Origin of the sequence: Caldanaerobius fijiensis DSM 17918, assembly GCF_900129075.1 — a bacterium.
GTDB lineage: Bacteria > Bacillota > Thermoanaerobacteria > Thermoanaerobacterales > Caldanaerobiaceae > Caldanaerobius > Caldanaerobius fijiensis.
The window spans coordinates 1-7,363 of record NZ_FQVH01000057.1 but is presented as its reverse complement, the minus strand read 5'-3'; the positions used below and the strand labels follow the sequence as shown (position 1 = coordinate 7,363).

Genomic DNA, 7,363 nt, shown 5'->3' with positions numbered 1-7,363 from the left:
CTTTTGAGTATATCCATTTCTTGAGTTTGGAGTATCTTTATCTTTCTTCTCATACTTTTCATATCCAAGCTCTGTAGAAAGCTCTGCTTCAAGCATTTCTTGGATAGTATCTTTAAAAAGGTTTTTTAATGACGCATAAAGGTCTGGAATAGATTGAATATTGTTTTCACTGATGAAATTTTTTAATTGTTCCTTTGTCAAAATTGACATTTTTAAAAACCTCCTTCTCGGTTTGTTTTATTTTTGAATTCTTACCAAGAAAGAGGTTTTTAATCATTTTACACAAAATTTTTTACAGTCTCGGTTTACCCGTGGGAGGATGTCAGATTTCTCCCTCACTTCCTTCCCTCTCTCCCGCTTCCCTCATCTTCTCGTTCACTTCTTCTACTTTCGCACACTTTGGTACAACCTTCTTGATCGCGCTTATCTTTATCTCTTTCTCGGGCCACAACGATATTATCCAGCTTTCCTTCCCTTTCTCTATCCTCATCCGTCCGGTTAATTCAAGCTTATTCCATAACTTCTCCCCTTCCTTATACCCGTCCATATCCTTCGGTATCTCTATCCTGTACATTCTCCCTCTCCTTTCTTAGTTAAAATTTTAACAATGTGCTTCCTTTTTACGTATTCATCCCTTCCTTATTTCTCAAAGATTTTTACGAATTACCTGTTTAAGCCTTTCATCACGTTTTTACAAAATACGTCAAAAATTTAACAAACTGCTGCGCAATACAGCATTGCACAGCTCTACATGGCGCTATATCTCCACCGTCCTTATTTCGCACATCGGATACTCCTTCCTGAACGTCTCTTCCTGCTCCTTCAGGCACACTATTATCACTTCCTGCACTTTCGTGTGCCTGTACTTCGCAAGCTCGAAGTAGTTCTTCAGCTTCGCCCGCTTCTCTATGTCGTTCAGCACCAGCACCACTACCTGTTTCCCTTCCGCCGTGCAGTCCGCCTCGCTCCACTCCGGCTCCCTCACTTCTCCGAATGCCTTTCTCGCCGCTTCCTTCACTATATCCCTCTCTCCGTGCTTCCTCAAAAGCTCTATCCCTTCCGGGTACGGCAACGCAAGCTGTTCCGTCAATCCCAATCCTTCAGTTCCATATTTCTCCCTCGCTTCACCGCTTCCGTAAAACACCACCGCTCTGTACACCCCTACTTTGTACAGCTTCCTCATCTCGTCCTTCATCCGTTTTATCGTCACTTCATTCGGTTTCTCTCCCACGTCGTACACCATGTACTCCGTCCTGCCTTCCAACAGCCCCAAAAACCTTCCACCTCTATCTATTTCTCCTTCCCTTCTCTTCACTTCCCAGCTCGGTACGAACGTCCACGCGCTCCCTTCAAAGTATGCCGCCATCTCGCTTATCCTTATCGCCCGCCTCTTCATCATTTTATCCGTCGGCAACTTTTTCCCTTCTCCCACTACTTCCTTGCCTTTCTTCCCCAAATATACTATCCCGTACTTCCTCTTCACGTACCCGGCACGGTACAGTTCCGTCAACCGTGTGTCGTGGTACTTCTCTGTCCCGTACAACGCTCCCGCTCCTTCCTTCGTTATCACTCCGTATCTCTTCAAATGCTCCAATAACTTCATGTCTCTTTCCGTCAACATCATCTTAAATCATCTCCTTTCTGTCTTATTTTTTGTTCAACTACCTGTCTGCACCGTTATTCACGTGCTTTATTGCAACTTCGGTTAGCCGCTTCCTTTTCTCCTCCTTCTTGCATGTTCCATTTTGCACCGTTACTTCCGTTCTCTATTGCGGCTTATAGTTAGCCTCTGCCACCTTTCGTATCTCCTTCATCTGTACATTCATACCTTCCTTCTCGCATGCAATATCTGCTTCCCCTCTTTCCTTACCTTACCCTGCCTTTGGATTGATTTGATACATTGTTACCGTTATGCTCCTATGCTAACCTGTTTCTCCGCTTCATTTTTTCCAGTAAATCAAGCAAGTTTATTTTTCTATTTAACAGCACCGCAATCCTAATAATACCGTTCTCGTCTGGTCGATCTTTTTTTGGCCTTTTGGCACCTGCCGAATGCTCTTTATAAAAGGATTTTTAGAATCTATCGCATCGGGGTTGAAAAACATAGGGAATTTTTAAAAAACACCCATATTAAAAAATGCCTTTAAATAGGCATATACATTTCGCACAGAAAAAACAAAAACACCTATACCCCCGCAAGGCTGTTTATTATCCATTTTTGTTAATTACATCCAGTATTTTATCGGTGCAATTCCTTTCAACAATGTATATTTCAGTATGCGGATTATCGCTCTGGAATCCCTCACACCCGTAGGACACGTGCTTAAACGTATCATCCTTGATGATGCCTGCATAACGCACTCCGTTTATTATCGGACTTATATCGCGGTTGTCCACGTCCCAGTCCCTTGCGGGCAGGAAAAACTTAATCCAGATGAACGCCTTATCAAACCGCGGACACTTATCAAGGCTCTGAATAGCGAAGAGGACGTTGTTGAGCCACCTGTCTTTGGCATACTGCTTTGCTTTTGCAGTCCTCGGCGGGTAATCGGGAATGTGAATGCTTATCACGCCGTCGTCCAGAGACACCTTCACATCATCCGACGGCAGGACGCCTGCAGGCGGCTCACCCCTTCTGATGCTCTCGTTGAAAGCCCAGTAAAGCTCTTTGCGGGCTTTCTCTATTGCTTCATACGCGTTCATCACGTGTTCGTCCATCTTTCTCTCTCCTTTCCTTCTGACCTGCAGCTCCGTGATAATATCTTTCCAGCGCTGTCCTTATGACTTCGCTCATGTTTTCCTCATAAAACAACGGGCTGTCCGCATTTATCCTTGCGGATACCTTTATTTTTCTCATGCAGTCGCCTCCTTTCGTTTTTTCCACATAAAAAAAAGCGGGGATACAGTTCCCGCTTTTTTACAGTAAACTCATTATGCTGTCTTCCAGTATCTTTTCTGCTTCATTATCGGACTGCTCTTCGGAGGCCGCCGGAACGGAAATGCAGCCCTGTTCAAGCATGTTCAGCATCTTTGAGATGTTGTCATCCATTCGTTTTATCGTTTCGCCGTACTTCACGTAAAACCTTATTGCCTCCTTAATGAATGCAGTTTTTTCCTTGCCGTTCAGTGCCAGCAGGGTTGATTCGATGTCTTTATCATATTTGCTGTTCGTCCTGAACGAATGCACCATATATGTAAACCTCCTTCAATGCAGGTATATTTGAAATCTGCAGGATATTCCAACCCAAATCCGTAAACACATATTTTCAGAAGCACAGAACTGAGCCGTATACAGAAATACACTGTAACTCCTGTCAATGTTTATTATACCTGCATTGAAGCATGTAAACAACTCTGCTATTTCTCGTTTTTCTCCTGAATTTCAGCCACTTTCAAGAAACCTCTTGCGTTGGCCATCTGAGGATCGTTGACCAGCACCGTGCGCGGATAGATGTCCATGAGGTGCTCTTCCAGTTCCTTTGCACCGCCGCCTGCCAGAAACACCGTGTTGAACATGCTCATCTCATCGCTCCACGACATCTTAATACGATTTTTTATAATCCGTGCCACCTCTTCTTTCGCCATCTGTATTTCCTTACTCATATCAACTTTTTTTCCGTAGTGCATTATGCCGCCGTTTTCCACGATCTCCATAGCCACCCTTGTATCGGGCATCACACCCGTTTTCTTTGAAAACAGCTGGCCAACTATATCGTACAAATCCGACATGCCGGTGTTGATCGTGTTGGACATTTCATTTTGGAGCAGTATTTTCTTGCCGAGCTTGAACACGATATAATCCGTCGTTTTGAACCCGATATCTATGAGCCCTATATACCCGCCCTCTGCAAGATACCTTGAGATGTTATCCCACATGGAGTAGTACACCGCACCCGCTGCCTGAGGAAACAGCGTAACCTTATCGAACTTAACTATCCAGCTTCTGTTTATATCTGCAATGGATACAATAGCTTTGAAGCTTTTAAGCATCTCCAAAAATTCTTCTTTCCCATGCATGTACTGTTCCAGCGGCAGGCCTGTTACGATGTGCACCGGCGAATCATCGTCAGGCATGAGCAGGGCGCAGGCCGTGGCAAGCAGCACCCGCGTGTTCGGATGGTTTATCTTGTTCTCATCGAACACGAATGAGGCAGTTTTGCTTTCGTTCCTTGCCAGCTCGCCGACAAAATACTCCTGTGTTTCCCTGCCGTCCGATATAGAAACGTGCAAATTGTCCATAATGTTTGCGCTGTTCTGAAAGAGTTTGGACAGCGACCTGTCGTGTCCCATACTCACCAGCGACGGGAATATAACCCTTTTGCCTTTCTCGTTTATGCCTTTAACGTACCCGTATCCCAAATCAAGACCGATTTTAAACATACATAACACCTCCGGTTAGATTGTACAAAATCATTTTCGTCTTTGCAGAAAAAAAAGGCGGGTCATAAACCCGCTCTAAAAAGGCAGCTCGCTTTCATCCATATCAACCGGCACGAAGCCCTCAATGTCTTCCTCATCGTACCCCTTACTGTCGTTATCGTTTTTGTCCGCGTTCTTTGCAGATGAGCCTTTTGCGTTCGCCAGAAACTGCACTTCGTCGGCCACGACCTCGGTCACGTACCGCTTCGTACCGTCTTTTTCGTATGACCTTGTCTGCAGTCTTCCGCAAACGGCAACCTGCTTGCCCTTTTTGCAGTACTTCGACACAAGCTCTGCCGATTTGCCCCAAACAACTATGGGTATGAAGTCCGTTTCCCTTTCACCGTTTGCGTTGGCGAACGGCCTGTCAACGGCAAGTGTGAAGCTGTCCACCGTTTTGCCGTTTTGAGTCTTCCTTTCCGTCGGATCGTTCGTCAAACGTCCGATCAAAAAAACTTTGTTCATAATCTTACCTCCCTTATCAACAATTGTACTATATTTCCATCGAATTTTCCGTTTATTTCACTCTCTATATGCACCAGTGTTTCCCTTCTGCTCATTGCCTTTCTGTACGGCCTATCTTCCGTCATGGCGCAGAACGCATCCGCAACGCTGATGATTCTTGAGAGAAGGGGAATGCTCTCACCCTTCAAGCCCATTGGGTATCCCGTACCGTCGTACCTCTCGTGATGAAACAGCACGGCTCTTGCAATTTTCTCTTCAAAGTCGAAGTGCTTCATGTACTTGTAGCCCAGTATCGAATGCTTCCGCACGATGGTAAACTCCTTATCGTTGAGCTTATCGGGTTTGTTCAGAATACTGTCGGGTATGAGAAGCTTGCCGATGTCATGAAACCTTGCAGCAACAACAAGCCTGAAAAGATCGTCATGGGAAAGGCCGTAAGCCCTTCCCATGGCTTCGCAGAGTATAGACACGTTTTTTTGGTGTTCGTTCAGCGCCTTGGCCGCTTTGTCGTTTCTCAGCAGCATTTCTTCACCGCTTCAGTTATCATCTCTCTTGTTTCGTTGTTTATCGGATGTGCCACGTTGATGAACTTGCCTCCCTTTGTTTTTCTTGACGGGAAGGCCAGCATGAACCTGCCGTCTCTCTCAAATATTCTGATGTTTTCCACGACGAAGCAGTTATCCAGCACTACCTCGGCGTATCCTTTGAAGCTCCCCTTCCCGCTGATTTTTGTCACTTTCACACTTGTTACCTGCATGTTAACCACCCTTTCTGAAAAATTTTTTGGACATAAAAAAAGCAGGGCTGAACCCTGCTTGCATTGTTAAAGAAAGATAAAACCACCCTTCCAATTCGTTCTTACGCCGAGCTTAATATCTTTATTATTTTCTTTTATTTCCTGCAGGTAGTTGATTGTCACATCATATGGCAGAGGCTCCCACGAGCAACCCTCTACAGGCTGATACAACCTCACCGTCCAAAACTTGTTTTTCGTTCCTCTGTAAAATATCATGTCTGCCAGCTTAATTAAGTCGTCTTTGGTATCATCGGAGAATACGCAGGTTCTTATATCGACCAAAATTCCTGCATCTGCCAGCATATCCTGTATTGCCAGGGCATTTTTCAGCATTTTTTCTGCGGTTTCAATGCTGATTCCCGTCCGTTTTGCAAACTTCTCCGGAGTGCTGCCTTTCACATCTATTGCGGCGAAATCCAAATACGGCATCACTTTTTCTATATATTTTACATTGCTTCCGTTGTGCGCTATGCTCGTTATACCATTTTTGTTCTTTGCATACTCCAACAGTTCCACGGACAATTTCGGATACATTGACGGGTCTCCACCCGAAAGCCTTACAACTTCTTCGTTTTTCAGAGCTTCATCGATTTTTGCAAAAAGTTCATTCTCCGACACATTCTTTGCTCCAGCTATTGCATTGTTCATTCTTTTGCAGTATGGACATAGAAAATTGCACAGGCCGAATGAGAATATCCGCATGTTTTTAACTTCCTTGCCAAAAGCTTTCAGAAAATAGGCAGGCCTGATTTCGTCCAAATTTCCCAACACCTTGACCATGAGAAATCTCCTTCCAATGAAAGAATTATGTTCATATATGTGCCAGCAGCGTTGCAATGAATATGAACGGCGCAAATTTCGTCCGAGTTTTCAGCCCTGTTTTATACTTCCACCCTTTATACGTACCGTACATAAGATTGATAAAGCATGAGATGAATATTACAGGGAATATACTGACGTTGTAAAACAAGGCCATTGACGAAAGCAGCTTTATATCTCCGCCGCCGAAACCTTCACCTTTCGATGCCCAGTACACGACGGACAGGATAAAAAATGTCAAAAACATGTAAATAAAGCCCTGTACAAGCAATGGAGGCTGGAAAGCGCGGACGAAAGCCGAGTATACGAGTATGGCAGCAGGCACCCAGTCGTCCACTTCCATTCTCTTTATGTCCGTGTACGCGGCGTACAGTACGAGAAGAATTATGGGAAGTTCGTACAGCACATGTTCACCACCTTTCTTCTTAAATGAGCACAAAAAAGGCAGGGCTTAAACCCTGCTTTTAAATTAGGCTTACTATTGCAAAAAGCAATTATCTTTTATAATTTCCTCTTCAGATTTGAAAATTAGAATATATAGTAATATATATCCAAGCACTTGCAAAACCAAATATTCATCTGTTTTATTCCAAAAACCCATAAGCCACATTGCAGGCGAGTAAAATGTTAATACTGAAAATATGTTATTTGTAAATTTATGCTTATAAGCCGAGAATAAAATTTTTATTCCTACTATCAAAAAAAAGATAGCTGGCCATATCATGAAACAGAAAAGCCCGGACACGAACCTACCAGACATAAAGCTATACGTTACATTGGGAGACAGAGGATAAAATACCGCAAGCAGGAAATTTTTAAGCGATGTAGAATATATAAAATAATACGGCAGATAGGCAATTAACA

Annotated in this window: 13 protein-coding genes; all 13 read right to left on the bottom strand. The window is 43.9% G+C overall.

Annotation, left to right across the window (positions count from 1 at the left end; genetic code table 11):
- Positions 1-210, bottom strand: a 210-nt coding sequence (locus BUB87_RS13425) for a transposase (RefSeq protein ID WP_073346516.1), incomplete at its 3' end; no start/stop codon positions are given.
- A gap of 112 nt (positions 211-322) precedes the next feature.
- Entirely contained in the window at positions 323-574 is a 252-nt protein-coding gene (locus BUB87_RS13420; RefSeq protein WP_073346514.1) for a hypothetical protein, read from the bottom strand.
- Between the two features lie 183 nt (positions 575-757).
- Entirely contained in the window at positions 758-1,624 is an 867-nt protein-coding gene (locus BUB87_RS13415; RefSeq protein WP_073346511.1) for a hypothetical protein, read from the bottom strand.
- A 584-nt stretch (positions 1,625-2,208) separates the two neighbouring features.
- Positions 2,209-2,718 carry a hypothetical protein gene (locus BUB87_RS13410; RefSeq protein WP_073346508.1) on the bottom strand — a complete coding sequence of 170 codons (510 nt, stop codon included), beginning with the start codon at positions 2,716-2,718 and terminating at the stop codon, positions 2,209-2,211.
- Positions 2,690-2,857 carry a hypothetical protein gene (locus BUB87_RS14455; RefSeq protein WP_159432429.1) on the bottom strand — a complete coding sequence of 56 codons (168 nt, stop codon included), beginning with the start codon at positions 2,855-2,857 and terminating at the stop codon, positions 2,690-2,692. Before BUB87_RS14455 ends, BUB87_RS13410 begins: the two co-directional genes overlap by 29 nt.
- 60 nt (positions 2,858-2,917) lie before the next feature.
- Complete coding sequence (locus BUB87_RS13405) at positions 2,918-3,190, bottom strand: hypothetical protein (RefSeq protein WP_073346505.1); 273 nt, start codon at positions 3,188-3,190, stop codon at positions 2,918-2,920.
- 167 nt (positions 3,191-3,357) lie between these two features.
- The gene (locus BUB87_RS13400; protein WP_073346503.1) at positions 3,358-4,380 is read right to left on the bottom strand and encodes a ParM/StbA family protein; all 1,023 of its coding nucleotides are present in this window, start codon (positions 4,378-4,380) and stop codon (positions 3,358-3,360) included.
- 75 nt (positions 4,381-4,455) lie between these two features.
- Entirely contained in the window at positions 4,456-4,884 is a 429-nt protein-coding gene (locus BUB87_RS13395) for a single-stranded DNA-binding protein (protein ID WP_073346500.1), read from the bottom strand.
- Complete coding sequence (locus BUB87_RS13390) at positions 4,881-5,408, bottom strand: HD-GYP domain-containing protein (protein WP_073346498.1); 528 nt, start codon at positions 5,406-5,408, stop codon at positions 4,881-4,883. Before BUB87_RS13390 ends, BUB87_RS13395 begins: the two co-directional genes overlap by 4 nt.
- Positions 5,399-5,641, bottom strand: a complete 243-nt coding sequence (locus BUB87_RS13385; protein WP_073346495.1) for a SpoVG family protein — start codon at positions 5,639-5,641, stop codon at positions 5,399-5,401. The genes BUB87_RS13390 and BUB87_RS13385 overlap by 10 nt, the downstream gene beginning before the upstream one ends.
- 66 nt (positions 5,642-5,707) lie before the next feature.
- Complete coding sequence (locus tag BUB87_RS13380) at positions 5,708-6,460, bottom strand: radical SAM protein (protein WP_073346493.1); 753 nt, start codon at positions 6,458-6,460, stop codon at positions 5,708-5,710.
- A 31-nt stretch (positions 6,461-6,491) separates the two neighbouring features.
- On the bottom strand, positions 6,492-6,905 hold the full coding sequence (locus BUB87_RS13375; RefSeq protein WP_073346491.1) for a prepilin peptidase: 414 nt from the start codon (positions 6,903-6,905) through the stop codon (positions 6,492-6,494).
- A 72-nt stretch (positions 6,906-6,977) separates the two neighbouring features.
- Positions 6,978-7,363 (bottom strand): hypothetical protein (locus BUB87_RS14805; RefSeq protein WP_234946053.1); only part of this gene is annotated, 386 nt, incomplete at its 5' end.